This window comes from Microbacterium pseudoresistens (genome assembly GCF_013409745.1).
Taxonomy (GTDB): Bacteria; Actinomycetota; Actinomycetes; order Actinomycetales; family Microbacteriaceae; genus Microbacterium; species Microbacterium pseudoresistens.
Window position 1 is genome coordinate 1,005,164 of sequence record NZ_JACCBH010000001.1, and the last position, 22,470, is coordinate 1,027,633.

Genomic DNA, 22,470 nt, shown 5'->3' on the forward strand with positions numbered 1-22,470 from the left:
GGATTACTTGACGATCCAGTCGAACTGGTCGCCGTTCTCCTCGATCCACTTGTCGACGGCGTCGGCCGTCTTGTCCTTGTACTCGTCGCTGGTCACGAGACCCTCGAGCGCACCGTACTGCTCGTCGTTCAGCTTGATCTTGCCGAACAGCTCCGCAGCCTCGGGGAACTCGTCGCTGACACCCGCGTGCGCGATGAAGTTCAGCGTTTCGGGCTCACCCATGGCACCCTTCGGGTCCTTGAGGTCCTTCATGTCGTACTTGTTGTACGCCCAGAACGGACGCCACAGAGTCACGACGATGTCGTCCTCCGCGGCGATGGCCGTGTCGAGCTCGGCGAGCATGCCCGAGGTCGACGAGGTGAGCAGCTCGTACTCGCTGTCGAGGCCGTACTCCGGCATCATCGAGTCCTGCGTGACGCCGGTCAGGCCCGCGCCGGGCTCGATGCCGGTGATCTTGCCGTCGAAACGGGCGGCCTGACCCTTGAGGTCTTCGATCGAGTTGATGTCGTCCATGTAGGTCGGAACGGCGATCGTGAGCACGGCGCCTTCGTAGTACGCGCCGAGGTCTTCGAGGTCGTCGCCGTACTGGTCCATGTACGCCTTGTGCGTCACCTGCGGCCATGCCGACGGGTAGACGTCGAAGTCGCCCTGGGCAAGGCCCGTGAACAGCGGCCCCGCCTCGGTCATCTCCTCCATCTCGACGGTGTAGCCGAGCTTCTCGAGCTGGTCCTGCGCGAGGTAGGCCATGCTGAGACCATCGGTCCAGCTGGGCAGGTATCCGAGGGTGATGGTGCCCTTGTCTCCGCCGTTGTCGTCACCGCCACCGGTGCTGCTGTTGTCATCGCCACCGCCCGCGCAACCGGCGAGCGCAAGGGATGCCGCGGCCGCGAGAGCCACGCCTGCTGTGATGTGCCGGAACTTCTTCATGGTGCTTCCTTTCGTATGTTCTGCTGCGTTTCGTATGGGATTCTGTGCCTCATGCCACGACGGGCCGCGCCTCGGCATCCGCCTGCGCCTTGCGCTGCACGTTGCGACGACGGGCGAGCATTCCAAGCAGCGACGAGGGGTGATCGCTCGGCGTTCCCAGCGCCGCGGTGACGCGGTCGAGGAAGACGGCGATGAACACCACGCCGAGGCCCGCCTCGACGCCCTGCGGGATGTTGATGGTCGCGAGGGCCGCCGCGACCTCCTTGCCGAGGCCGTTGGCGCCGCCGATACCGGCGATCACCGCCATCGACAGGGCGAGCATGATGACCTGGTTGATGCCGGCCATGATCGTGGGCATCGCCAGCGGCAGCTGGATACCGCGCAGAATCTGACCGGGGGCCGCGCCGAATGCGTATCCGGCTTCGACGGTCTCGGAGTCGACGCCGCGAATGCCCAGCTCGGTCAGTCGCACGCCGGGAGGCAGCGAGAAGATCACGGTCGCGATCACGCCGGGTACGAAGCCGACACCGAAGAACACGATCACCGGGATCAGGTAGACCATCGACGGCATCGTCTGCATGAAGTCGAGCACGGGTTTCACGATCGCGCTGACCCGGTCGTTGCGCGCCGCCCAGATGCCCAGGGGCACCGAGATCGCGACGGTCACGAGCGCCGCGATGAGCACGAGCGCAAGGGTCTCCATCGCGTGATCCCACTGATCCATCGCGACGATGAGGGTGAACGTGATGGCCGTACCGACCGCGAGCTGCCACGAGCGCAGCAACCAGGCGATGAGGGCGAAGAGGACGATCATGGCCGGCGCGGGAAGGAAGTTCAGCAGATCGGCGAGCCCCTCGACGAGGAAGCCGACGACGTCGGAGATGACGTCGAGCACGACCTTGAGGTTGTCGCGAATCCAGTCGACGAGGAACTTCGCCCACTGGCCGACGGGGATGCGGAAGCCGTCGGCCAGTGGAAGCATCATCATGATGGCGTGCATCAGCGCACCTCCCCTTCGTTCGCGGGAGCTTTGATCGTGGGCACTTCGTTCGCGGACGCCTCGTGCGCAGACTCGGCACCGCCCAGCGCGGCGTCGATCTCGGCATGCGGAAGCGGCGGCATCGGCAGCGTGATCTCCTCGGTCGCGTTGGGGCCGGGGCCCAGAGCGGCCAGCAGCGTCACGCGCGGGATCACGCCGACGAGCCGGTCGTGCTCGTCGGTGACGGCCAGCGGAAGCGGCGACTCCACGGCGGGCACGAAGAGGTTCATGAGCGTCTCGTCCTGCGACACGCTCTGCGGCACGGGCTTGAGGATCGAGCGCAGCGAGTTCTCGCCCTTGCGCACGAGCTTGACGGCGTCGCGGTCGGTGACGATGCCCATCAGCTTGCGATCGCGGTCGGTGACGTACGCGGCCGAGCTGTACGCATCCTTCATCTGGCGCAGCGCGGCGCGGGGGCCGCCGGTATCGGGCACGTAGGGGCGCGGACGCTCCATCACGTTGCCGGCGGTGAGCACACGGGCGCGGTCGACATCCTGCACGAACTGCTCGACGTAGTCATTGGCGGGGTCGGTGAGGATATCCTCCGGCGTGCCGATCTGCACGATGCGCCCGTCGCGCATCACCGCGATCCGGTCGCCGAGGAACATCGCCTCGTTGAGGTCGTGCGTGATGAACACGATCGTCTTCTGCAGCTTGGCCTGCAGCTCGACCAGCTGCTCCTGCATCTCACGGCGGATGAGCGGGTCGAGGGCACTGAAGGCCTCGTCCATGAGCAGGATGTCGGTGTCGGCGGCGAGCGCGCGAGCGATGCCGACGCGCTGCTGCATGCCGCCCGACAGCTCGCTGGGCAGCTTGTCGCCCCAGCCAGCCAGGCCCACCATGGCCAGGATCTCCTCGGCGCGGGCACGCCGGTCGGCCTTGGCGACGCCACGCAGCTCGAGCGGGTACGCGACGTTGTCGGCCACCGTGCGGTGCGGCAGCAGGGCGAAGTGCTGGAACACCATCGACACGCGGTCGCGGCGGATCTCGCGCAGGCGCCCGCGGGGGATGCCCGTGATCGGGTCGCCACCGATGGTCACCTCGCCGTCGGTGATGTCGTGCAGGCCGTTGAGCATCCGGATGATCGTGGACTTGCCCGAGCCGGACAGCCCCATGATCACGAAGATCTCGCCGCGCTGCACGGCGAAGCTCGCGTCGATCACGGCGGCCGTGCCCACGTCGAGAACGTCGTCACGGGTCTCCCCCGCCTTGAGTCGCTTGACTGCCTGGGCCGGGTTGCGGCCGAACACCTTGTAGAGATTGCGCGCTTCGAGAGCGATTTCGGACACGTGTCCTCCCGTCCCGCCGGGTCTTCGGGTCTCGGCGGGCGTGACTTCGGTTGCGTCCGGGTCGTGATCTCAACTGCGAGGGATGCGGATCTCCGCGAAGAGCATCGACCGTACGTGCGCGCCTCGAAGGATGAGCGAAAAGCACCGAGGCATGCCCGCGGACTGGTCTGAGGGCCGTTCAGCCCGTCATTCAACGTAACAAAATGGCCGGTCAGGGGCAAATCTCGGGTGTGGACAGAGCGTCAGTTCTGCGGTCTGACCGGGGATTCTGCCGATTGTCGACATTGGGCGCGTCCGCGTCTCTTCGCGCTTAGCGACGCACCGAGCGCGTCACGGTGAACTTCGGCGTACGCACGATCTGCTCCGTCTCACCGACCGCGGCGGACAGGGCACGGCGGTGATCGAGATGAGCGTTGAACACGGTCCACACTTCGCCACCGGGGCGCAGCAGTCGAGCCGCCGCGTCGATGAGCCGCCGCCCCGCGCCCTCGTGCACGCTCGCACCCAGATGGAACGGCGGGTTAAGCAGCACGAGGTCGGTCCCGCCCGCGGGCAGCTCCGACCCAGCATCGTCGAGCATCGCCGTGACCCGCTCGGCCAGCCCGTTCTCCGCCATCGTCGCGCGGGCCGAGGCGACGGCCGCCGCAGAGCGGTCGGTCGCGATCACCCGCGCATCCGGATGCCGTAGCGCGTAGGCCGCGGCGAGCGCCCCGGCGCCGCATCCGAGGTCGACGACGCGCGCGGCGGCGGGCATCCGATCCATCACCTCCAGCAGCACGCGGGTGCCGATGTCGATGCGGTCGCCGGCGAACACACCGCCCTGCGCGCAGAGCACGATGCCGAACTCCGGATGCTCCGCCCGCGTGGGGAAGGCGGGCGAGGCGGAGACGGGTCGCGGGTCGGAGGCGACGACCAGACGCGACCTGCGCTGCGCGCGCTGGGCTCGCACTGTGCCGAAGAACCGAGCGAGCACGTCGTTCTGGGCAAGGGTCATGTGCTTGACGCGGCCGCCGGCGACGAGCACGGCATCCGGCGCCGCCCAGCGCGCCACCGCATCCGCGATCTGGTCCAGCTCGGCCAGCGCCTTGGGCAGCTGCAGGAGCACGAGCCGCGCGCCGTCGAGCAGGCTCCTGTCGAGCTCGTGCGCGGCGAATCCGGCGACGGCACTCAGCCCGTCGAAGCTGAGCCCATCGAAGCTGAGCCCATCGGAGCTGAGCCCAACGGCGCTGAGTGCCTCGGCGTTGCGCGCGAGGGCGCGGCGACCGGTCACGAGGTCCTGGTGCACGCGGATGCCGCCGAGCCCGGCGAGGGCGAGGGTGATCGCGCCGTAGGCGTCGCCGATGACGGCGATCTCCGTCCCGCGGAGTCCGCGCTCGGTCACAAGCTCGTGTGCACGGGCGACGAGCAGCTCGTCGGTGGCGTCCCACGCCTGAAGGTTCGGCGCCTCGACATCGGGGAAGCGTCGCAGCGCGGCGAAGGGGAACGGCACGGATCCACTGTAGGCGCGGATCCCTCCCTCCCGAATGCGCGGCTTCTCGCCGAGTGCGCGGGTTGTTCCGGGGAACACGCCGCGCACTCGGCGACAAGCCGTGCAGTCGCGGGAGAGGCAGGACCTCAGATCGTGTCGTCGGCGGCGACCAGGTGGATCTCGAACGGCCGGGCATCCGGATCGTCCTGGCTCGCGACGCGCGCGTCCTCGACCAGCGCCGAGATGTCGCCGATGAGCTTCTCGAACGCAGTAGGGGTGAGCCGGGTGTTCATCTCGGAGAAGCAGGAGCGCTCCTCCAGGGTCGGACTGCCGGCGAAGTACTCGGGCATCCGCGCCACGATGCGGCGCACGAGCGCCTCGTGATCTTCGAGTATCCCTGCCAGCACGACGTTGCCGAGGGCGACATCGCTCACCCCGTGCTCGCGGTCGGCGAGGGTGAGCGAACCGCGAATCGGCGTCCACACCCGATCGCGGCGGTCACGCGCACGCTCGGGGGCTTCCTGGATCAGTCCCGCGTCGGCGAGCACCCGCAGGTGGAAGCTGACCTTGTTCGCCGGTTCGTCGAGCGCCGCGGCGATGTCGGCGGCGCGCACGAACTCGTGCTGCGCGAAGTGCTTGAGGATGCGGCGGCGCAACGGGTTCGCGTACGCCTTGAGCATCGCCGAGGTCATGGTGGTCATCGGCCGTGGGTCGGCTGCGTCCGGTGCGGCTGTGTCCGGTGCGTTCTCCGCCATGCTCGCAGTCTAGTCACCAAAACTTGCGCAATTAGTCTTGCGCAATGATAGTTGCGCGATTATTCTTGCCGGTATGACCGCCCTCACGACGCCCGCCTCGCTGTGGACGAACCTTCGCTACCTGCTCTGGCTTGTGAGCGACACCGCGAAGGGCCTCGGCAGCGCGCTCTTCGGGTTCGCGATCCCCCTCATCGCCCTGTTCGTCACCGACGACCCGGCCCAGGCCGGCGTGATCGGAGGCATCGGCATGGCCGTGCGCGTCGCGACCACCCTGATCGGCGGAGTGCTGGCAGACCGGCACCGCCGCATCCTGCTCATGCTGCTGGGCGCCGGGATCGCCGCCGTGCTCTCGCTCGGGTTCACGATGCTCGCCCTCGGCGACGCCCTCACCTTCACGGTGCTGCTCGTCGTCGAGGTGCTCCTCATGCTCCGCGCCGGCCTGTTCGAGCCGGCGAGCGAGAGTGCGCTGAAGGAGCTCGTGCCGGACGCCGCCATGGGCCGGGCGCAGGCCGCGAACCAGGGGCGGGATGCCGTGCTCCAGCTCGCGGGCGGCCCCCTCGGCGGCGCGCTGCTCGCCGTGGGCGCCTGGCTCGTCGGCGTCGCGATGACGGTGTGCTTCGGCGTCGCCGCGTTCATGGCGTGGCTGCTGCGTCGCACGCCCGCGGATCCGGCGCTCGAGGCCGCGGTCTCGAATGGTCCCGTACCGGCGCGTGATCGCAATCCCGCCCGCGGCGTGCTCCGCGAGATCGGCGAAGGGTTCGGCTGGCTGTTCTCCCGGCCCGATCTGCGCGGCGTGCTCTTCGTCGCCACCATCATCAATCTCGGCTTCAACGCGGCGCTGACCACGGTCATCTACGCCCTGCAGCAGCAGGGGCATTCGGCGCTGACGATCGGGCTGCTCTCCACCGCGGCCGGCGCGGCGATGCTCGTGGGCGCACTGGTCGCGCCGATGCTGGTCGCGAAGGTGCCCGCGGGAGTCGTCGTGATCGGCGCCCTGGGCATCGCGGTGGTCGGGATGCTCGGGCTCGTGCCCGTGCACGGCCCGCTGGCGCTGGCCGGGGTTCTCGCCGTGTGCGTGTTCTTCATCCCGGCGGTCAATGCCGCCCTGGGCGGATACTTCATGGTCGCCACGCCCAGCGCCCTGCTCGGCCGCGCCAACAGCGCCAATCAGGTGCTCGGGATGGGCGCCATGCCGCTGGCGCCGCTCATCGCCGGGTTCGGTCTCGCGTGGGCCGGGCGGGAGGCGACTCTTCTCGCAGCGATCACGCTCAGCGCCGTGTCGGTGGTGCTGGCCGCCTCGAACCGCGCGCTGCGCGAGCTTCCCGCCGAGGCGGGGTGGGCTGCGCACGCCGCCCGCTTCGCGATCACCGCCGAGACCCCCGGTCGTTGAGCGCGCGGAGCGAGACGAAACGGAAGAGATGCGCGGACGCTTGACCCGAGACTGAACATTCGTTTAGTCTGCTGTACATGCGTTCAGTATCCGATGATCTCACGGCACGCGCCCGCATCCGCGATGCCGCGATCGCGCGCTTCGGCCGTGACGGATTCGACGGCGTCAGCCTGCGCACGATCGCCTCGGATGCCGGTGTCAGCGCGGCGCTGATCGTGCACCACTTCGGCGACAAGGCGGCGCTGCGCACGGCCTGCGACGAGCACGTCGCAGCGATCTTCACCGATGAGAAGCAGGAGTTCATCGACGCGCCCACCGCCGATCGCATCCGCACCGCGATGGCCGACCTCGCCCGCTACGGCCCCTTCATCGACTATCTCGGGCGCATGCTGGTCGACGGCTCTCCCGCATCGGACGAGCTCTTCGACGCGATCCTGCGCGGCACGCGCGCACTGCTCGACGAGCAGCGCGCGGCGGGTCTGCTCGAACCGATGAGCGATCCCTCGACGACCGCACTGCTGATCGCGCTCATGGGTCTTGCGCCCGTGGTGATGCGGGCGCAGATCACGCGCACGCTCGGTGAGGACCCGCTGAGCCCCGAGGGCCTGCAGCGCGCGACGCTGCCGATGATGGAGCTGATGACCCACGGCCTCTACGCCACGGAGGCGTTCCTCGAGGGGACCAGAGCCGCGATGGGCGCGGCGCCGTCGCCCGGAACGGAGGAGACAGGATGACCGATGCGATCGACGTGCGCGCCCTGCACAAGCGATACGGCCGCCGCACCGCGCTGCACGCCCTCGACCTGCAGGTGCGCCCCGGCAGCGTCTTCGGGCTGATCGGCCCGAACGGCGCCGGCAAGACGACGACGCTGCGCACCCTGCTCGACGTCATCCGCCCCTCCTCCGGCACGGTGCGCGTGCTCGGGGAGGACCCGCGGCGCGGCGGCCCGGACCTGCGGAGGCGAATCGGCTACGTGCCGGGCGAGCTGCACCTGGAAGGGCGTGCGAGCGGGCATCGCCTCCTCTCCTTCTACGCCGAGGTGTCGGGCATGACCGGATCGAAGGATGCCGTCCTGCGCACCGCGCGCGAGCTCGGCGACCGGCTGGGCGTGGATCTCGACCGCCCCGTGCGCACGCTGTCGAAGGGCAACAAGCAGAAGGTCGGCCTCATCCAGGCCTTCATGCACCGGCCCGAGTTGCTGATCCTCGACGAGCCGACCAGCGGCCTGGATCCTCTCGTGCAGCGCGAGTTCCTGGCCATGGTGCGCGAAGTCCGCGAGGCAGGGCAGACCGTACTGCTGAGCTCGCACGTGCTCAGCGAGATCCAGCAGGCCGCCGACGAGGTCGCCGTGCTGGCGGCCGGCCGGATCGTGGCCGAGGGCGACGTCGCCTCGCTGCGCCTGGGATCGATTCGCCGCGTTCGCGTGCGGGTGGACGACGCGGATGCAGCCGAGGTGAGCGCCGCCCTGACGGCGCTCGCGGGAGTCGAGGGCGTCGAAGCCCCGGGGCGAGGTCTGCTGACGGCGACGATCGAGGGCGCGATCGATCCCTTCGTGAAGGCGATCTCCCGGTTCGAGGTGCACGAGCTCACGGTGGAGGAGCCCGACCTGGAGGAATCCGTCCTGCGGCTGTACGGCGACAACCGAGAAGGCGACGACCGAGAAGGGGGGCGCTGACATGGCGGGCATCCTGCCGGTGTTCCGGCGCAGCATCCGCGAGACCTGGCGCAGCCTCCTGGGCTGGACGATCGGGATCGCCGCGGTCCTCTTCCTCTACCTGCCGCTGTACCCCAGCGTCGGGGCCAGCGACCAGATGAAGGAGCTCATCGACTCGCTCCCGAAGCAGCTGATCGACTCGCTCGGATACGACCAGATCACCAGCGGCGCGGGGTACACCGAGGCCACCTTCTACGGGCTGATCGGCTTCCTGCTCATGGCGATCACCGCCGTGCTGTGGGGTTCGGCGCCGGCCGCGGCCGAGGAGAGCGGGCGCGCCGAGCTCGACCTCGCCCACGGCATCGGTCGCACGCAGTACGTGCTGGAGTCGGCGCTGTCGATCCTCGTGCGGATGCTGTGGCTGGGCGCCTTCGCCGCCCTCGTCGTCTGGGCGCTGAACGGGCCCGCCGAGCTCGACCTCGATCCCGTGCGGGTTCTCGGCGCGAGCGCCGCGCTCAGCGGCCTCGCGTTCCTCATCGCGGCGGCGGCGCTGTTCGCCGGCGCGCTGAGCGGGCGACGGCTGTGGGCGACGGGAGTGGGCGCGGCGATCGCCGTACTCGGCTACATCCTGCACGCCGTGGCCCGCCAGTCCGCCGACCTGGAGTGGCTCCACGCCCTCTCGCCGTATTCGTGGGTGTACCAGCACTCGCCGCTGGCCGAGGGCGTCGATCCCGCGGGCCTCGCCCTCACCTGGGGCCTCGCCCTCGTGCTCGTCGCCGCATCCGCGATCGTCTTCCGCCTCCGCGACCTCCGCGGCTGAGGCGCGGGCATCCGCTCCCGCCCCGCGCCCTCCTCGCGAGTGCGCGGGATGTCGTCCATTGCGCGGGATATTCGCGGCAACAGCCCGTGCACTCGGCAGGATGCCGTGCACTCGCGGTGAACATCCGGCCCGAGACACCCGGGTTGACACGACGTCGCTTCCATGGTTACTTAGTTGAGCAAGTAACCACATCACCGCAGGAGGCACCGTGATCGAAGAGGGCAAGCCCCTGTTCCTTCAGATCGCCGAACGGATCGAGGACTCGATCGTCGACGGATCGCTGGAGGAGGAGACCAAGGCCCCCTCGACCAACGAGCTCGCCGCCTTCTACCGCATCAACCCCGCCACCGCCGCGAAGGGAGTCGCCATGCTCACCGACAAGGGCGTGCTGTACAAACGCCGCGGCATCGGAATGTTCGTCACCGCCGGTGCCCGGCAGGCCCTCCTCGGCGAGCGCCGCGACGCGTTCGCCGAGCGCTACATCGATCCCCTCCTGGCCGAGGCCCGCACGCTCGGGCTCGGCCCCGACGACCTCGCCGGGATGCTGCGCAACCGCGCCGCCTCGGCCCCCATCTCCACGGAAGGAACCCCCGCATGACCGCCGTCATCGAGGTGCAGAACCTCACCAAGCGCTACAAGGACAAGCGTGCGCTCGACGACGTATCGCTCACCGTCGAGGGCGGCGCGATCTACGGCCTGCTCGGCCGCAACGGCGCCGGCAAGACCACGCTGATGTCGATCCTCACCGCGCAGAACTTCGCCACCTCCGGCGACGTGCGTGTGTTCGGGGAGCATCCGTACGAGAACGCGCGGGTGCTGAGCCGGATGTGCTTCGTCCGCGAGAGCCAGAAGTATCCCGACGACGCGACCGCGCGGCACGCCTTCGCCGCGGCGCGGCTGTTCTTCCAGAACTGGGATCAGGCGTTCGCCGAGCAGCTCATCGACGACTTCCAACTGCCGATGAAGCAGACCATCAAGAAGCTCTCCCGCGGCCAGCTCTCGGCCGTCGGCGTGATCATCGGCCTGGCCTCCCGCGCCGAGCTCACCTTCTTCGACGAGCCGTACCTGGGTCTGGATGCCGTGGCCAGGCAGATCTTCTACGACCGGCTGATCGAGGACTACGCGGAGCATCCGCGCACGATCATCCTCTCCTCGCACCTGATCGACGAGGTCTCCACGCTCATCGAGCGCGTGATCGTCATCGATGACGGCCGCATCCTCCTCGACGAGGAGACGGATTCCGTGCGCGATCGCGCCGTCACGGTCGTGGGCGACGCGGCCAAGGTCGACGCCTGGGCGGACGGCCGCGAGGTTCTGCACCGCGAGGCGCTGGGGCGCGTGGCATCCGTCACCGTGCTGGGTCGCCTCTCCGGGGCGGAGCGCGCCGAGGTGACCGAGAGCGGCCTGGATCTCGCCCCCGTCTCGCTGCAGCTGCTCATCGTCCGCCTGACGCAGAAGGCGTCGGAGAAGAACGTCCTCGAGGAGGTCCGCTGATGTCCCGCACGCTGAATGTGATCCGTCTGCAGTTCGTCAACAAGCAGACCTTCATCTGGGTGCCGCTGATCGTGCTGGCCGCCGCCACGGCGGTGTCGGTCATCATCTACGCGATGATCCCGATCGACGAGCCGAAGTACGGCGGCGGCGGGCAGGCGCCGCTGTGGGTGTTCTTCGCGGTCGGGCTGTCGGCGATGACCCTGACGTTCCCGTTCTCGCAGGCGCTCAGCATCACGCGGCGGGAGTTCTTCGTCGGCACGATGCTCACCGCCGTACTGGGCAGCGCGTTCATGGGCGTGCTGTTCCTCATCGGCGGCGGGATCGAGCTGCTGACGAACGGCTGGGGCGTGAACGGCTACGTCTTCCACCTGCCGTGGCTGTGGGAGGCGGGACCGCTCGGCGCCTTCGTCGTCTACTTCACTCTCGCCCTGTTCTTCTTCGTCGTCGGGTTCACCGGGGCGACGATCTACAAGAGCTGGGGGCCGACGGTGCTCACCATCGTCGCCGTCGGACTGGGACTCGTGCTCGTGGGGATCGTCTTCCTCATCACGCGCATGGAGCTGTGGGGCGATGTGTTCGCCAGGATCATGGATCTCGGCGCCCTGGGACTCGCCCTCTGGGGGCTCGTGCTGGTCGTGCTCTTCGCCGGCGTCTCGTTCCTCGCCTTCCGCCGGGCGAAGCCGTAGCGGGTCACCCCTCGGAGGCACGGATGGCTGAACGTCTCCGGTGTCGGCGGGACGGACGGCTGAGCGAAACGGCCACCATGCCGCGACACGCCGCCGACTCGTTCCGACACGCCGGTGGGGCTCAGCCATCCGTTCCGAGTGCCGGCCCCCCGCTCAGCCATCCGTCCGGCCGAGGGCGTGATCAGGCGAGCATCCCCCGCCAGATCACGTCGACCGCGGCGGCGACGCGCGCACGGGTCGCCGGCTCGTCGAAGAAGTCGCCGCGCACGACGAGCTGATAGTAGACGGTCCCGGCGATCGCGTCGAAACAGGCCTCTGCATCGAGGTCGCCGCGGAGGATGCCGCCCTCCATGCCGCGACGCAGCGCCGCCTCGACCGGCATCCGCCGGCGCGAAACGTGCGAGCTCCAGTACGCCTTCTGCAGCGTGCGGTCGGCCATCACGAGGCGGATGCGGTGGCGGAACCGCGCCTCTGAGTATCCCGACGTCGCCGCGGCCGTATCGCCCAGCAGCGACCCGACGATCGCCTCGCGCAGATCGCCCTCCGCGTCCACCGGCGGCGGAACCGTGCGTCCGACGTCGAGCGCCGCCGCGACGAGCGCCGTCAACGACGGCCACCGCCGGTACAGGGCGGCCCGGCTCACGCCGCCGCGCGCGACGATGCGCGACACCGTGAGGTCCTCGTCCGCGTCGATGAGCGCCAGCGTCGCCGCGATGATCTGGCCGTCGATGTCCTCGTCGCGGGGGCGACCGGGGCCGCGACGGATTCCTGCTGTCGCAACCGCGGCATCCACCGCCATCATGCCGGCAGCGCCCGCTCGCGCAGCCGCGCCACGGTGTCGTCGCTCAGCCCCGCGGCCCGCAGCGGCGCCAGCGGGTCGCCGTGGCGTTCGCGCAGCGTCGACAGCAGCATCCGCATCGAGACCTCCATCGACCCCTCCCGCAGCGCACTGCCGGCGTGGGCGTCGATGTCGATTCCCCGCGCCTGCCACATCGCGCCCATCACGGGACGGTTGCGCTCCATGATGGCGGGCATGTTCTCGCCCGTGCGGGCGTAGTCGGCGACGATGGCGTCGTCGTCCGCGCCGAGCGCGAGCAGCAGCATGGCGGCGAGCACACCCGTGCGGTCGCGCCCCGCGGCGCAGTGGAACAGCGTCGCGCCCGGCGCGTGGGCGATGATGTTCAGCGCCATGACCAGCTGGGGCGCTGCGCCCTCCACCATCCCGACGTACATCGCGCCCATCGCCTCGTGCCCGAGCTCTGGTGCGCCCTGGGTCACGGTGTCGCCCACGTCGGCGATGAGGGGCAGATGGTGATACGAGACCGGACGCCCCGCGAGCGGCCCGCGGCCGGTGATCGCCGTCTCCCGCGCCGAGCGCAGGTCGATGACCGCGCTCACCCCGGCGGCGAGGAGCTCATCGACGACCTCCTCGGTCGCATAGGCGATGTCGTCGGTGCGGATGGCGAGGCCCTCGCGCAGCGTCCTGCCCTCGACGGGGATGCCGCCGAGGTCGCGCAGGTTGACCGGTGCGCTCAGGTCGATCTCGACGGTGGCGATGGTCATGTGATTCTCCTTCGGATGAGGGCGCTCCCCTGATCGAGGGCGGTGACGAGCACGATGATGCAGATGATGATGGCGCTGAGGTGCCCGTAGTCGTACATGCGCATGGCGGTGGTCAGCTCCAGCCCGATGCCGCCCGCGCCGACCAGGCCGAGGATGGTGGCCCCGCGCACGTTGCCCTCGAACAGCAGCAGCGTGTACGAGACGAGCAGCGGCGCCGCCTGCGGCAGCACGCCGTACTGGATGACCTGGCGCGGCGAGGCGCCGACCGCCTGCATGGCGACGATCGGCCCGCGGTCGACCGACTCCATGGACTCGGCGAAGATCTTGCCGATCGACCCGATCGACCCGAGGGTCATGGCCAGGATGCCGGCGAACGGTCCGAGCCCGACGGCCGAGACGAACATGAGCGCGAAGACGAGGTCGGGCACCGAGCGGATGATGTTCATCGTCCACCGGGCCGGGTAGTAGAGCCACTTCGGTGCGATGTTCGCCGCCGCCGCGACGGCGATGACCAGCGAGAGCACGGCACCGAGCGCGGTGCCGATGATCGCCATCTGCAGCGTCTCGACGAGCAGCGCGAGGATGGTGCCGATCTTGGAGAAGTCCGGCGGGAACAGACGGGAGAGGTACTCGCCCATGTTCACCGCGCCTTCGCCGAGTTTGACGAAGTCGAACCCCACGCCCCCGGCGGACCAGAACAGGATGACCAGCGCGACCGGGATGCCGATGAGGAAGCGCGTGCGCGGCACGGTGAAAGCACGCTCGAGCCGCGTGCGCTCGGCGGGGGCGAGCGCCGGGCGCACGCGCACGGCGCTCGTCTCAGTGCTCGTCATCCTGCGCCTCCTCGTCGTCGTAGAGCGTGGCGAGCCGGGCCGCGTCGAGTTCGGCTGTGGGCGCGGACACCAGCATCTCGCCGTGGCGGAGACCGACGATCCGGTCGCTGTGGGCGAGCGCGAGCGGGAGCACGTGCAGGCTCACCAGCACCGGGATGCCGTCGTGCGTCGCGATCTCGCGCAGGAGGCCGAGCACGGAGTCCGCCAGCTTCGGATCCAGCGACGCCACCGGCTCGTCGGCGAGGATCAGGCGCGGACGCTGCATGAGCGCCCGCGCGATCGCGACGCGCTGCTGCTGGCCTCCGCTGAGCGAGCGCGCCGGGTCCTTCGCCTTGTGCGCGATGCCGACGCGATCGAGCAGTTCGAGCGCGCGCCGCCGATCGGCCGCCGAGAACCCGCCGAGCAGGTTGATCGGGCCGGCGCCGTGCAGTCCGCCGGCGAGCACGTTCGTCAGCACGCTCAGGCGTGGGATGAGGTTGAACTGCTGGAACACCTGTCCGACCTCGGAACGCAGGGCGCGCAGCTCGCCGCGCGCCAGGTTCGTGACGTCATGACCGGCCACCCGCACCGACCCGCCCGCGATCGGCGCGAACCCCGTGAGGCTGCGCATGAGGGTGGACTTGCCGGAGCCGGAGGCGCCCAGCAGCGCGACGGTCTCGCCCGGGAACAGCTCCAGCCCCACGCCGTCGAGCACGGGCCGGTCGTCGTAGGCCACGCGGAGATCGCGGACGGTGACGAGCGGGAGCGCCTGGCGCAGCTGCGCGGTGTCCGACGGCACGGTGCTCTCCGGCCCAGTGCTCTTCGGCACGGTGCTCTTCGGCACGGGCGCCGAGTGCCCCGTCACCGGGTGCCCTGTCGCCGCAGACGCGGGGACGACCGTCATTCGAGGTCCTCGAGCTCGACGCCCGCGATGGAGGCGATCTCGGCGAACGGCGCGTACAGCGAGGCGTCCGGTGCGACGGTCTGCGTCAGGCTCGCGAACGAACCCATCGCACCGAGGCGCTCGGCGTTCTCCGGCGAGAACACCGCCGCGATGCCCTCGGTGATCACCGCGCGCGTGTCGGCGTCGAGCGACTGGCGTCCGAGCACCGTGCCCTGCACGGGCATGGATGCGCTCTCGCCCACTCCGCGCCACTCACCGTCGGCGAACGGGAACATCGGGGCGCCGAGCTCGGTGAGCATGATGGCCGTGCAGGCGGCGTCCACCTGGCCCTGCTGGAGCGCCGCATAGCCGCCCTCGTGACCGCCGGCGAAGATCGCCTTGTAGTCGACGCCCTGCTCCAGGCCCGCATCGTGCAGCATCGAGACGGGCATGAAGTAGCCGGAGCTCGAGGCCTGGTCTGCGAACGCGACGGTCTTGCCCTTGAGATCTTCGAGGGTGTGGATGGGGGAGTCGTCCAGCACGACGCAGGTGGAGACGGGCTTGTCGTCGCCTTCGAAGGCGACGAGCGCGTCGACCTCTCCGGTGTTCACCGCGAGGGCGGAGGGGAATCCGCTCATGATGCCGATGTCGACATGGTCGGCGCGGATCGCCTCCACGACGCTGAGGTAGTCGGGCACGTCGGTCACCTCGACCTGGCGGCCCGTGGCCTCTTCGAACAGCTCGGCGAAGACGTCGATCGGGTTCTCGGCCGTGGGGTCTTCACCGAGGGGGAGCGTGGCGATCGTGATGGGGGCGTCTGGGGCCGTCTCGGTCGTGGCCGCGTTCGAGGCGGCGCCCGAGCATCCGGCGAGAGCGAGCGCAGCGATGCCGAACAAGCCCGCCACGGGGAGGGTGTAGCGACGCATGGGATGACCTTTCGGAGGAGGTTCGTGGCTCCCGGGATTCCGAGAACACCTGTATTCGAACCCCTCCGGGTGTCCGGCTATTACGAGACCGCCGTACTCGCATCGAAACACCGGATGAACACCCGGTGACCTCGTGCGCGGATGCCGGCCTCAGCGCCCTTCGGCGGCCTCCGTGTGGTGGCGGATCACCTCGGCGACGACGAAGTTGAACCACTTCTCGGCGAACTCCGGGTCGAGGTGCGCCTCTTCGGCGAGAGCCCTGAGCCGGGCGACCTGCTGCTCCTCACGCTGCGGATCCGACGCCGGCATATCGTGCTCGGCCTTCAGCGTCCCGACCTGCTGCGTGCAGCGGAATCGCTCGGCGAGCATGAACACGAGCGCGGCGTCGATGTTGTCGATGCTGGCGCGCAGCCGCAGCAGCTGCGCCTGCGGGTCCTCCGTGGCGGGCATGCGATCCTCCTCGAGGCATCCGATCGGAACTCCGACGATATCGTGCCGCGGCGTGATGCACTCGCCTAGTGTGAAGCCATGACCTCTGAGCATGCCGGCGGCCGCAACGCGGATCGCCCCACCGCCGCTGAGCGGGCCGCGGCCGACGATGTCGTCGAGGCGATCGACGATGCGAACGCTGCGGAGGCGTCGGCCGACCGAACGTCGACCGATACCGGCGTCGAGACGACCGACGACGGCGTACCCACCCGGGCGCCGATCATCGAGCCCGCCCCGCCGCGCGCCTCGTTCTGGACCCGGATCGACCGGCCCTTCGGCTTCGGCTTCCTCCTCACGCTGGGAGCCCTGGTCGCCCTCACGCTCGGCTTCACCGTGATGAGCCTGTCGACGGTGCTCATCTACATCGCCTTCGCCCTGTTCGCCGCCCTCGGCCTCGACCCGGCCGTGCGCTTCCTCGAACGGCGAGGGATGTCGCGCCCGTGGGCGGTGGTCACGGTGATCCTCGGCCTCATCGCGGTGCTCGCGCTCATCCTCGTGCTCATCGTGCCGATCATCGTCAGCCAGATCGCCGCCTTCGTGAAGGCCGTGCCCTCGTGGGTGGACAGCTTCATGGCCAGCGACGTGTTCGCCTGGCTGCAGAGCCAGTTCGGCGACCAGGTCGAGACGATCACCGCGGATCTGCAGAAGTTCCTCACCGATCCGGGCAACATCGCGGCGATCGGCGGCGGGGCGCTGCAGGTGGGCGCCTCCATCGCCTCGGGCATCTCGGGCGTCATCGTCGTGCTCGTGCTCACGCTGTACTTCGTCGCGACCCTGCCGACGATGAAGCACTGGATGCTGCGCCTCGCCCCCGCCCGCAACCGCCCGCGCGCCAGCGACATCACCGACCAGATCACCGACTCGGTGGGCGGCTACGTGCAGGGCATGGTCGTGCTCGCGTTCATCAACGCGATGCTCACCCTGTTGCTCTACTCCGTGCTCGGATTGCCGTTCCCACCGCTCATGGCGACGGTGGCGTTCCTGATCACGCTCATCCCGTTGATCGGATCCGTGCTGTTCTGGGTGATCGGAACATCCATCGCCCTGTTCGTGAATCCGGTCGGTGCGATCATCTTCGCCGTCATCTACATGATCTACATGCAGATCGAGGCATACGTGATCACGCCACGGGTGATGAACCGGGCGATCTCGGTGCCCGGATCACTCGTCGTGATCGGAGCCCTCGCCGGCGGCACGCTGCTGGGTCTGCTCGGCGCGCTCGTCGCGGTGCCCGTCGCGGCCTCGGTGCTCATCATCATCAAGCAGGTGATCATCCCCCGCCAAGACGCCCGCGTCTGAGCGGGGCGCCTCGGCGGAGGAGCCGGATGAGGATCAGATCAGCCCCTGTGCCTTCAGCCATTCCGTGGCGATGGCCGCAGGCTCGAGCTTGTCGACCGTGCTCTTCACGTTCAGGCCCACGAGCTCGTCGGTGGTCAGCTTGGCGCTGATCGCGTTGATCACCTCGGAGATCTCATCGGCGACGTCGGCGCTCGCGATCGGCACGACGTTGGAGGAGAGGATCATGTTCTCCGGGTCTTCCAGCGCCACGATGTCTTCGGTCTGGAAGGCCGGGTCGGCGGAGTAGATGTCGGCGACCTGGATCGTGCCGGCCAGCAGCGACTCGAGTGTCGTCGGCCCCGTCGCCGAGAATGCGAGTTCGGCGCCGTAGACCTCCTTGGCCGCAGCCGGGCCGTAGGGGCGCTGCTCGAACTCCGGCGCCGCGCCGACGGTGACCGTGCCTTCGACCTTCGCAAGATCGGCGATCGTGGTGAGCGAGTGCTCCTGCGCGTACGCCTTCGTCACGGTGTAGGTGTCCTGGTCCGAGGCGTCGGCGTAGTCGAGTGCGACGAGGCCTTCGGGCAGCACGCCGGTCAGCGCGTCGTAGACGTCGTCGGGACTCGTCGCGTCGGTGCTGTCGTCGAGGTACTCCAGCAGGTTTCCGGTGTACTCGGGGAACAGATCGATCGCCCCGGATTCCACCTCGGGCATATAGGCGTCACGCTGGCCGATGGCGAACTTGCGCTCCACCTCGATGTCCGCGTTCTCCAGCGCCTGCGCGTAGATCTCGGCCACGATCTCGTTCGAGTAGTACGCCTGCGATCCGATGACGACGGCGTCGGACGAGGACGTGCCCTGCGACGCATCATCGGTCGGCTCATCCAACGGGTTGCTGCTGCCGCACGCGGTGAGCGCGAGTGCGACGGCGATCGCTCCCGTCGCGGCGGCGACGGTGCGGGGAAGACGTGCGTGAGACATGTTGTTTCCTCTCGTGGCGGTCATGCAGGTCGGATGCAGTTGTGGGACGGCGGAAGTCAGGCGAGGGATGCGGCGGCGCGCTTCGCCCGTCGGGCGGCCGAGGGTCGCGCCGGGCGCGAGCGCACTCCCGCGGGGACGACGGCCCGCTGGGCGAGCACGAGCAGAAGGTCGACGACGAGCGCCAGCAGCGCGACGAGGATCGCCCCGCCGAGCACCTGGTCGAAGCGCCGCAGCGGGATGCCCTGGATGATCGGCCACCCGAGTCCGCCGAGGTTCACGTATGCGGCGATCGTGACGGTGGCGATCACCTGCAGTGTGGCCGCGCGCACACCGCCCATGAGCAGCGGCAACCCCAGCGGAAGTTCCACCTTGCGGAATATCTGCCACTCCGTCATCCCCATCGCCCGTGCGGCGTCGATCGTCTGCCGATCGATCGCCTCCACACCCGTGTACGCGCCGGCCAGCAGCGACGGGATCGCGAGCAGCACGAAGGTGACGATCGCGGCGGCGGGCGTCTGCACAACGCCGAAAAGGAGCACGAGCAGCACAAGGAGTCCGAAGGAGGGGATGGCGCGCGCAGCACCGGAGAGCGCGACGGCGATCTCGCGCCCGTGGCCGGTGTGCCCGATGAGCCAGCCCGCGGGCACGGCGATCACGGCGGCGATCAGTATCGAGACGACGGTGTAGAAGAGGTGCTGGCCGAACAGCACCGGCAGCGCGTACGAACCCTGCAGCCGGTCCGGGGAGAACAGCCACGCGAGCGCCTCGGCGAAGAGGTTCATGCGGGGGCCCCCTGCGCGGCGGCGGCACGGACACGTCGCGTCTTCGGAGCGGACGTCGCGCGGCTCCACGGCATGAGCATCCGGCCCACGAGCACGAGCAGCACGTCGATCAGGATGGCGAGCACGACGACGGCGACGACCCCGGCCAGCACCTGCTCGGCGAAGCGACGCTGCAGGCCCGTCGTGAACAGGTAGCCGAGGTTCGTCACTCCGACGAGGATGCCGACCGTGGCGAGCGCGATCGTGCTCACCGCGGCCACGCGCACGCCGGCGAGGATCACCGGGCCGGCCAGCGGCAGGTCGACGGCCCAGAACCGGCGCGTGCCCCCATACCCCATGGCGGTGGCGGCGTCGCGGGTGTGCGCATCGACGGAGTCGAGCCCGTCGGCCACGGCGCGCACGAGGATCGCGACGGCGTAGATGGTGAGGGCGATGAGGAGGTTCGGCTCGTCGGTGGCCGAATAGCCGAACACCGCCGGCAGCAGGATGAGCAGAGCGAGCGAGGGGATCGTGTAGAGCAGGCCCGTCACGGCGATCACGGGTCCGCGGACGAGCCGGAAGCGCCAGGCGATCCAGCCGAGGGGCAGCGACAGCACGACGCCCGCTGCGAGCGCGATGAGGCTCTGACGCAGGTGCACGACGGCCAGCTCGAGGATGAGGCCGATGTTGTCGATGCTCCAGCCCATCTCAGCCCTCGTCTGCCGGGTTCGCGCCGCCGTGCGGGGCATCGTCATCCATGATCGTGCCCTGGGTGCGGCCCGCGGCATCCACGACGACGGTGCCCCGCGGTGTGCTCTTGAGCCGGAAGGCGCGCTTGCCCTTGTCGGCACCGATGAAGGCGGCCACGAAGTCGTCTGCCGGGTTCTCGATGATCTCGCTGGGCGATCCCGCCTGCACGATCCGCGCCCCGACGTCGAGGATGACCACCTGATCGCCCAGGAGGAAGGCCTCTTCGACGTCGTGCGTGACGAACACGATCGTCTTGTCGAGCTCGCGCTGCAGGCGGATGAGCTCCTGCTGCAGTTCGGCCCGCACGATGGGGTCGACGGCGCCGAAGGGCTCATCCATGAGCAGGATGTTCGGGTCGGCGGCAAGGCCGCGCGCAACGCCGACCCGCTGCTGCTGCCCGCCGGAGAGCTGGCTGGGGTAGCGGTCGGCGAGACCGCGATCCAGACCCACCGTGTCGAGCATGACGTCGGCGCGCTCCGTCGCCTCCCGCTTGGCCACACCGGTCAGACGCAGCACGGTGGCGACGTTCTCGCGCACCGTGAAATGCGGCATGAGGCCGGAGTTCTGCATCACGTACCCGATGCTGCGCCGCAGCCGCACGGGATCGCGATCCTGCACGCTCTCGCCGTCGATCTCGATCGACCCGCCGGTGGGATCGACCATGCGGTTGATCATCCGCAGCAGCGTCGTCTTGCCGCACCCCGACGACCCGACGAACACGGTGGTGCGTCGCGAGGGCGCGACGAGACTGAAGTCGTCGACGGCGACGGTGCCGTCGGGGAAGCGCTTGGAGACGGATCGGAATTCGATCATGCGCGCGTCATCGCCCTGCTACGGGCGCACCTCGATCTCGCGTCCGAACGCGACGTATCCGGAGAAGTCGCGGCCCACCCGCTCGATGCCCGAGGCGTACGGCTCGGGATATGACCAGGCGAGGTCCTTGTACGTGGTGCCCGCGACGACCACGGAGAAGTACTGACACTCGCCCTTCCACGGACACACGTACGGCGTGGGGCTCTCCACGAGAACGCCCTCGTGCACCGACGACGGCGGAAAGTAGTGGTTGCCCTCGATCTGGATCAGCTCGGCGTCGTCGGCCTCGGCGATCACGTTCCCTTCGAGTACGGCTTTCATGCTCATTCCCCCTCGGGTCACGTTCGAGCGTATAAGACGCCTCCGACATCCGGGGCGGATCCGTTCGATCCGCTCCCACGACGCGGGGAATGTCGGCGGCGGGGTGCAGACTTGCGGCATGCCGATCATCGCTCCCGCGGAAGCATCCGCCACGGCGCGGGGCCGCGACGAGGAGGCCCTTCCGATCGACCTCCGTCGCGCCGTGCTGTCATCGCCGGTCGGCACCCTCGAGGTGCGCGGCAACGGACGCGCGATCGTCGGCCTCGCCTGGCGCGACCGGCATCGCCCACCACGGGACGGCGAACATGTGCCCCTCGATCCAGTGCTCAGCGAGGCGGTCGGCCAACTGCGTGCGTACTTCGAGGGCGGGCTGCGCCGATTCACCGTTCCTATGGAGCTCGTCGGCGTCTCCCCCGTCGCAACGGCCGTGCTCGCCGCGCTGGAGGCCACGGTCGCCCCCGGGGATACGGTCACCTACGGAGAGCTCGCGCGCCGCAGCGGCACCGACGTGCCTGCGCGGGCGATCGGCACGATCATGGGCATGAATCCGCTGCCTCTGCTCATCCCGTGTCATCGGGTCGTCGCCAGCGACGGCCTCGGCGGCTATTCCGGAGGGATGCGCGGCAAGGGCCTGGAGACCAAGCGCTGGCTCCTCGAACTCGAGGAGGCCCTTCCGCCTGCCCTGTTCTGACCGGTCTGTCCCGACCCGACACCGGTCTCTTGCGCGACGTTCAGGCCCGCGCGTCGTGCACGTGCGGATGCGCCACGGACAGCAGAGTCGCATCGGCGGTGAGCAACGGCATCCGCTCCACGATCGCCTGCGCCAGGAGGAAACGATCAAACGGGTCGTGCCGCACGAGTCCCGGCTCGTCGAGCAGTGCGCTCGCATGGCGTGCGGTGAACGGCAGCTCGGCGAGACCCATCTCATCGAAGACCGCCGGGAAGCGCTCGCCGCCGGGTAGGCCCATGCGCCCGAGCATGTGCTTGATCGCGATCTCCGAGATCGACACGGCGGAGTAGTGCACGCGCACGCCCGAGGCGATCAGCGCGCGAGCCGCGGGCCCCAGACGCGCATCGTCGGTCGCGAGCCACAGCAGAGCGTGGGTGTCGAGCAGCATCAGGCGTGCTCGCCGTAGAACTGCGCGGTGATCTCCGCATCGGCCGCATCGAACTCCTCGGCGTCGTAGGAGAACTCGCCGCGCAGCATGCCGATGACGGGGCCGCTCTCGCGGTGCATGACGAGGTCGACGACGGGCGAGCCCGCACGCGCGATCGTCACCTGCTCGCCGGCGAGCACCTTCTCGACGAGCGCCGACAGCTGCGACTTCGCCTCATGCATGTTCACCTGGATCGCCATGCGCTTAGTCTAGCTTA

Annotated in this window: 27 protein-coding genes; 9 read left to right on the forward strand and 18 right to left on the reverse strand. The window is 69.4% G+C overall.

Annotation, left to right across the window (positions count from 1 at the left end; genetic code table 11):
• Window positions 1-3: 3 nt before the first annotated feature.
• The 5 genes from BKA02_RS04880 to BKA02_RS04900 form a co-directional block, all read right to left on the reverse strand.
• The gene (locus BKA02_RS04880; RefSeq protein WP_179431813.1) at window positions 4-927 is read right to left on the reverse strand and encodes a glycine betaine ABC transporter substrate-binding protein; all 924 of its coding nucleotides are present in this window, start codon (window positions 925-927) and stop codon (window positions 4-6) included.
• 49 nt (window positions 928-976) lie between these two features.
• Window positions 977-1,927, reverse strand: coding sequence for an ABC transporter permease (locus BKA02_RS04885; protein WP_246285973.1), 951 nt, complete (start codon window positions 1,925-1,927; stop codon window positions 977-979).
• The gene (locus BKA02_RS04890) at window positions 1,927-3,255 is read right to left on the reverse strand and encodes a betaine/proline/choline family ABC transporter ATP-binding protein (RefSeq protein ID WP_179431815.1); all 1,329 of its coding nucleotides are present in this window, start codon (window positions 3,253-3,255) and stop codon (window positions 1,927-1,929) included. The genes BKA02_RS04885 and BKA02_RS04890 overlap by 1 nt, the downstream gene beginning before the upstream one ends.
• A 310-nt stretch (window positions 3,256-3,565) precedes the next feature.
• Window positions 3,566-4,744, reverse strand: a complete 1,179-nt coding sequence (locus tag BKA02_RS04895; RefSeq protein ID WP_179431817.1) for a methyltransferase — start codon at window positions 4,742-4,744, stop codon at window positions 3,566-3,568.
• Between the two features lie 125 nt (window positions 4,745-4,869).
• The gene (locus tag BKA02_RS04900; RefSeq protein ID WP_246285974.1) at window positions 4,870-5,478 is read right to left on the reverse strand and encodes a winged helix-turn-helix domain-containing protein; all 609 of its coding nucleotides are present in this window, start codon (window positions 5,476-5,478) and stop codon (window positions 4,870-4,872) included.
• 73 nt (window positions 5,479-5,551) lie between these two features.
• Here BKA02_RS04900 and BKA02_RS04905 point away from each other — a divergent pair, with 73 nt between their 5' ends.
• The 7 genes from BKA02_RS04905 (at window position 5,552) to BKA02_RS04935 (ending at window position 11,522) form a co-directional block, all read left to right on the forward strand.
• The gene (locus BKA02_RS04905; protein ID WP_179431819.1) at window positions 5,552-6,868 is read left to right on the forward strand and encodes an MFS transporter; all 1,317 of its coding nucleotides are present in this window, start codon (window positions 5,552-5,554) and stop codon (window positions 6,866-6,868) included.
• A gap of 77 nt (window positions 6,869-6,945) precedes the next feature.
• Entirely contained in the window at window positions 6,946-7,602 is a 657-nt protein-coding gene (locus BKA02_RS04910) for a TetR/AcrR family transcriptional regulator (RefSeq protein ID WP_179431821.1), read from the forward strand.
• Window positions 7,599-8,543, forward strand: a complete 945-nt coding sequence (locus BKA02_RS04915) for an ABC transporter ATP-binding protein (protein ID WP_179431823.1) — start codon at window positions 7,599-7,601, stop codon at window positions 8,541-8,543. The genes BKA02_RS04910 and BKA02_RS04915 overlap by 4 nt, the downstream gene beginning before the upstream one ends.
• 1 nt (window position 8,544) lies before the next feature.
• Window positions 8,545-9,342 carry an ABC transporter permease subunit gene (locus BKA02_RS04920; RefSeq protein ID WP_179431825.1) on the forward strand — a complete coding sequence of 266 codons (798 nt, stop codon included), beginning with the start codon at window positions 8,545-8,547 and terminating at the stop codon, window positions 9,340-9,342.
• A 208-nt stretch (window positions 9,343-9,550) separates the two neighbouring features.
• Window positions 9,551-9,940: a GntR family transcriptional regulator gene (locus BKA02_RS04925; RefSeq protein ID WP_179431827.1), complete on the forward strand. Its 390-nt coding sequence runs from the start codon at window positions 9,551-9,553 to the stop codon at window positions 9,938-9,940.
• Window positions 9,937-10,836 (forward strand): ABC transporter ATP-binding protein, encoded by a 900-nt coding sequence (locus BKA02_RS04930; protein WP_179431829.1) that lies wholly within the window; start codon window positions 9,937-9,939, stop codon window positions 10,834-10,836. Before BKA02_RS04925 ends, BKA02_RS04930 begins: the two co-directional genes overlap by 4 nt.
• Window positions 10,836-11,522 (forward strand): hypothetical protein, encoded by a 687-nt coding sequence (locus BKA02_RS04935; protein WP_179431831.1) that lies wholly within the window; start codon window positions 10,836-10,838, stop codon window positions 11,520-11,522. Before BKA02_RS04930 ends, BKA02_RS04935 begins: the two co-directional genes overlap by 1 nt.
• A gap of 181 nt (window positions 11,523-11,703) precedes the next feature.
• Here the strand turns inward: BKA02_RS04935 and BKA02_RS04940 are convergent, their stop codons facing one another.
• The 6 genes from BKA02_RS04940 to BKA02_RS04965 form a co-directional block, all read right to left on the reverse strand.
• Window positions 11,704-12,321 (reverse strand): TetR/AcrR family transcriptional regulator, encoded by a 618-nt coding sequence (locus BKA02_RS04940; RefSeq protein ID WP_179435225.1) that lies wholly within the window; start codon window positions 12,319-12,321, stop codon window positions 11,704-11,706.
• Window positions 12,321-13,085, reverse strand: coding sequence for a tyrosine-protein phosphatase (locus BKA02_RS04945; protein ID WP_179431833.1), 765 nt, complete (start codon window positions 13,083-13,085; stop codon window positions 12,321-12,323). Before BKA02_RS04945 ends, BKA02_RS04940 begins: the two co-directional genes overlap by 1 nt.
• Window positions 13,082-13,918, reverse strand: coding sequence for a phosphonate ABC transporter, permease protein PhnE (gene phnE, locus BKA02_RS04950; RefSeq protein WP_179431835.1), 837 nt, complete (start codon window positions 13,916-13,918; stop codon window positions 13,082-13,084). The genes BKA02_RS04945 and phnE overlap by 4 nt, the downstream gene beginning before the upstream one ends.
• The gene (locus BKA02_RS04955) at window positions 13,905-14,801 is read right to left on the reverse strand and encodes a phosphonate ABC transporter ATP-binding protein (RefSeq protein ID WP_179431837.1); all 897 of its coding nucleotides are present in this window, start codon (window positions 14,799-14,801) and stop codon (window positions 13,905-13,907) included. The genes phnE and BKA02_RS04955 overlap by 14 nt, the downstream gene beginning before the upstream one ends.
• Window positions 14,798-15,706 (reverse strand): phosphate/phosphite/phosphonate ABC transporter substrate-binding protein, encoded by a 909-nt coding sequence (gene phnD, locus BKA02_RS04960; protein ID WP_179431839.1) that lies wholly within the window; start codon window positions 15,704-15,706, stop codon window positions 14,798-14,800. Before phnD ends, BKA02_RS04955 begins: the two co-directional genes overlap by 4 nt.
• A 150-nt stretch (window positions 15,707-15,856) precedes the next feature.
• Window positions 15,857-16,156: a chorismate mutase gene (locus BKA02_RS04965; protein WP_179431841.1), complete on the reverse strand. Its 300-nt coding sequence runs from the start codon at window positions 16,154-16,156 to the stop codon at window positions 15,857-15,859.
• A gap of 78 nt (window positions 16,157-16,234) precedes the next feature.
• Here BKA02_RS04965 and BKA02_RS04970 point away from each other — a divergent pair, with 78 nt between their 5' ends.
• Window positions 16,235-17,494 carry an AI-2E family transporter gene (locus BKA02_RS04970; RefSeq protein ID WP_179431843.1) on the forward strand — a complete coding sequence of 420 codons (1,260 nt, stop codon included), beginning with the start codon at window positions 16,235-16,237 and terminating at the stop codon, window positions 17,492-17,494.
• Between the two features lie 33 nt (window positions 17,495-17,527).
• On the opposite strand, the gene BKA02_RS04975 is transcribed toward BKA02_RS04970, so the two are convergent.
• Genes BKA02_RS04975 through BKA02_RS04995 form a run of 5 tightly spaced genes read right to left on the reverse strand, consistent with a single transcriptional unit; the run spans window position 17,528 to window position 21,096 of the window.
• The gene (locus BKA02_RS04975; protein ID WP_179431845.1) at window positions 17,528-18,451 is read right to left on the reverse strand and encodes an ABC transporter substrate-binding protein; all 924 of its coding nucleotides are present in this window, start codon (window positions 18,449-18,451) and stop codon (window positions 17,528-17,530) included.
• A 56-nt stretch (window positions 18,452-18,507) separates the two neighbouring features.
• The gene (locus BKA02_RS04980; RefSeq protein ID WP_179431847.1) at window positions 18,508-19,233 is read right to left on the reverse strand and encodes an ABC transporter permease; all 726 of its coding nucleotides are present in this window, start codon (window positions 19,231-19,233) and stop codon (window positions 18,508-18,510) included.
• Window positions 19,230-19,919, reverse strand: coding sequence for an ABC transporter permease (locus BKA02_RS04985; protein ID WP_179431849.1), 690 nt, complete (start codon window positions 19,917-19,919; stop codon window positions 19,230-19,232). The genes BKA02_RS04980 and BKA02_RS04985 overlap by 4 nt, the downstream gene beginning before the upstream one ends.
• A gap of 1 nt (window position 19,920) precedes the next feature.
• Window positions 19,921-20,775: an ABC transporter ATP-binding protein gene (locus tag BKA02_RS04990; RefSeq protein ID WP_179431851.1), complete on the reverse strand. Its 855-nt coding sequence runs from the start codon at window positions 20,773-20,775 to the stop codon at window positions 19,921-19,923.
• Window positions 20,776-20,793: 18 nt separating this feature from the next.
• The gene (locus BKA02_RS04995) at window positions 20,794-21,096 is read right to left on the reverse strand and encodes a DUF427 domain-containing protein (RefSeq protein ID WP_179431853.1); all 303 of its coding nucleotides are present in this window, start codon (window positions 21,094-21,096) and stop codon (window positions 20,794-20,796) included.
• Window positions 21,097-21,214: 118 nt separating this feature from the next.
• On the opposite strand from BKA02_RS04995, the gene BKA02_RS05000 reads away from it, so the two are divergent.
• Window positions 21,215-21,787 carry a methylated-DNA--[protein]-cysteine S-methyltransferase gene (locus BKA02_RS05000; protein ID WP_179431855.1) on the forward strand — a complete coding sequence of 191 codons (573 nt, stop codon included), beginning with the start codon at window positions 21,215-21,217 and terminating at the stop codon, window positions 21,785-21,787.
• Window positions 21,788-21,827: 40 nt separating this feature from the next.
• Here BKA02_RS05000 and BKA02_RS05005 read toward each other — a convergent pair whose 3' ends face one another.
• Together BKA02_RS05005 and BKA02_RS05010 are read right to left on the reverse strand one after the other, a co-directional pair.
• Window positions 21,828-22,214 (reverse strand): type II toxin-antitoxin system VapC family toxin, encoded by a 387-nt coding sequence (locus BKA02_RS05005; protein WP_179431857.1) that lies wholly within the window; start codon window positions 22,212-22,214, stop codon window positions 21,828-21,830.
• Window positions 22,214-22,453: a type II toxin-antitoxin system Phd/YefM family antitoxin gene (locus BKA02_RS05010; RefSeq protein WP_179431859.1), complete on the reverse strand. Its 240-nt coding sequence runs from the start codon at window positions 22,451-22,453 to the stop codon at window positions 22,214-22,216. The genes BKA02_RS05005 and BKA02_RS05010 overlap by 1 nt, the downstream gene beginning before the upstream one ends.
• Between the last annotated feature and the right edge of the window lie 17 nt (window positions 22,454-22,470).

What these genes read in the sequence shown, in the direction of transcription:
- BKA02_RS04980 (WP_179431847.1), bottom strand. Translation starts at nt 19,233, where the DNA reads ATGAACCTCTTCGCCGAGGCGCTCGCGTGGCTGTTCTCCCCGGACCGG.
- BKA02_RS04965 (WP_179431841.1), bottom strand. Translation starts at nt 16,156, where the DNA reads ATGCCCGCCACGGAGGACCCGCAGGCGCAGCTGCTGCGGCTGCGCGCC.
- BKA02_RS04945 (WP_179431833.1), bottom strand. Translation starts at nt 13,085, where the DNA reads ATGACCATCGCCACCGTCGAGATCGACCTGAGCGCACCGGTCAACCTG.
- BKA02_RS04910 (WP_179431821.1), top strand. Translation starts at nt 6,946, where the DNA reads ATGCGTTCAGTATCCGATGATCTCACGGCACGCGCCCGCATCCGCGAT.
- BKA02_RS04885 (WP_246285973.1), bottom strand. Translation starts at nt 1,927, where the DNA reads ATGCACGCCATCATGATGATGCTTCCACTGGCCGACGGCTTCCGCATC.
- BKA02_RS04935 (WP_179431831.1), top strand. Translation starts at nt 10,836, where the DNA reads ATGTCCCGCACGCTGAATGTGATCCGTCTGCAGTTCGTCAACAAGCAG.
- BKA02_RS05005 (WP_179431857.1), bottom strand. Translation starts at nt 22,214, where the DNA reads ATGCTGCTCGACACCCACGCTCTGCTGTGGCTCGCGACCGACGATGCG.
- BKA02_RS04990 (WP_179431851.1), bottom strand. Translation starts at nt 20,775, where the DNA reads ATGATCGAATTCCGATCCGTCTCCAAGCGCTTCCCCGACGGCACCGTC.
- BKA02_RS05000 (WP_179431855.1), top strand. Translation starts at nt 21,215, where the DNA reads ATGCCGATCATCGCTCCCGCGGAAGCATCCGCCACGGCGCGGGGCCGC.
- phnD (WP_179431839.1), bottom strand. Translation starts at nt 15,706, where the DNA reads ATGCGTCGCTACACCCTCCCCGTGGCGGGCTTGTTCGGCATCGCTGCG.
- BKA02_RS04940 (WP_179435225.1), bottom strand. Translation starts at nt 12,321, where the DNA reads ATGGCGGTGGATGCCGCGGTTGCGACAGCAGGAATCCGTCGCGGCCCC.
- BKA02_RS04985 (WP_179431849.1), bottom strand. Translation starts at nt 19,919, where the DNA reads ATGGGCTGGAGCATCGACAACATCGGCCTCATCCTCGAGCTGGCCGTC.
- phnE (WP_179431835.1), bottom strand. Translation starts at nt 13,918, where the DNA reads ATGACGAGCACTGAGACGAGCGCCGTGCGCGTGCGCCCGGCGCTCGCC.
- BKA02_RS04930 (WP_179431829.1), top strand. Translation starts at nt 9,937, where the DNA reads ATGACCGCCGTCATCGAGGTGCAGAACCTCACCAAGCGCTACAAGGAC.
- BKA02_RS04880 (WP_179431813.1), bottom strand. Translation starts at nt 927, where the DNA reads ATGAAGAAGTTCCGGCACATCACAGCAGGCGTGGCTCTCGCGGCCGCG.
- BKA02_RS04975 (WP_179431845.1), bottom strand. Translation starts at nt 18,451, where the DNA reads ATGTCTCACGCACGTCTTCCCCGCACCGTCGCCGCCGCGACGGGAGCG.
- BKA02_RS04905 (WP_179431819.1), top strand. Translation starts at nt 5,552, where the DNA reads ATGACCGCCCTCACGACGCCCGCCTCGCTGTGGACGAACCTTCGCTAC.
- BKA02_RS04900 (WP_246285974.1), bottom strand. Translation starts at nt 5,478, where the DNA reads ATGGCGGAGAACGCACCGGACACAGCCGCACCGGACGCAGCCGACCCA.
- BKA02_RS04995 (WP_179431853.1), bottom strand. Translation starts at nt 21,096, where the DNA reads ATGAAAGCCGTACTCGAAGGGAACGTGATCGCCGAGGCCGACGACGCC.
- BKA02_RS04970 (WP_179431843.1), top strand. Translation starts at nt 16,235, where the DNA reads ATGACCTCTGAGCATGCCGGCGGCCGCAACGCGGATCGCCCCACCGCC.
- BKA02_RS04915 (WP_179431823.1), top strand. Translation starts at nt 7,599, where the DNA reads ATGACCGATGCGATCGACGTGCGCGCCCTGCACAAGCGATACGGCCGC.
- BKA02_RS04955 (WP_179431837.1), bottom strand. Translation starts at nt 14,801, where the DNA reads ATGACGGTCGTCCCCGCGTCTGCGGCGACAGGGCACCCGGTGACGGGG.
- BKA02_RS05010 (WP_179431859.1), bottom strand. Translation starts at nt 22,453, where the DNA reads ATGGCGATCCAGGTGAACATGCATGAGGCGAAGTCGCAGCTGTCGGCG.
- BKA02_RS04920 (WP_179431825.1), top strand. Translation starts at nt 8,545, where the DNA reads ATGGCGGGCATCCTGCCGGTGTTCCGGCGCAGCATCCGCGAGACCTGG.